Below are 538 nucleotides of genomic sequence, written 5' to 3'. Positions count from 1 at the left end.
CCCCTCGAAGAGCTCCGCGTGCCGGTCGGCGAGGAAGCCGGAACCGTCCTCGGCGCTGGCCTCCTCGTCGGCGGTGTAGGCGATGACGATGTCGCGGCGGGGGCGGAACCCCTCGCGCGCCCATCCCCGTACGACGGCGAGGACCATCGCGTCCATGTTCTTCATGTCGACGGCCCCGCGCCCCCACACCACCCCGTCGCGGACCTCGCCGGAGAAGGGGTGCACGGACCAGTCGGAGGGCTCGGCGGGCACCACGTCCAGGTGGCCGTGGACAAGCAGCGCGTCGGCCGACGGGTCGGTGCCGGGGATCCGGGCGACGACGTTGGTCCGGCCCGGGGTGCGTTCCAGCAGCGTCGGTCCGATCCCGGCGGCGGCGAGCCGCTCGGCGACGTACTCGGCGGCCGGGCGCTCCCGGCAGTCGCCGCCGCCCCGGTTGGTGGTGTCGATCCGGATCAGTTCGGACGTGAACGTGACCACTTCGTCGAGGGCCTGCTCGTCCACGAGGCCGAGCGGGCCGGGGGCGTCAGCCATATTGTTC

At 73.4% G+C, this 538-nt stretch carries 1 protein-coding gene; it reads right to left on the bottom strand.

Annotated elements, in window-relative coordinates; genetic code table 11:
• The coding region (locus G3I71_RS46330; RefSeq protein WP_164324945.1) for a M20/M25/M40 family metallo-hydrolase at positions 1–531 on the bottom strand (531 nt) is incomplete at its 3' end.
• Positions 532–538 lie beyond the last annotated feature (7 nt).

It is taken from the genome of Streptomyces sp. SID12501, assembly GCF_010550245.1.
In the GTDB taxonomy this organism is placed as follows: Bacteria; Actinomycetota; Actinomycetes; order Streptomycetales; family Streptomycetaceae; genus Streptomyces.
Note: the sequence above shows the minus strand (reverse complement) of the source record. Positions and strands in the feature narration are given on the sequence as shown.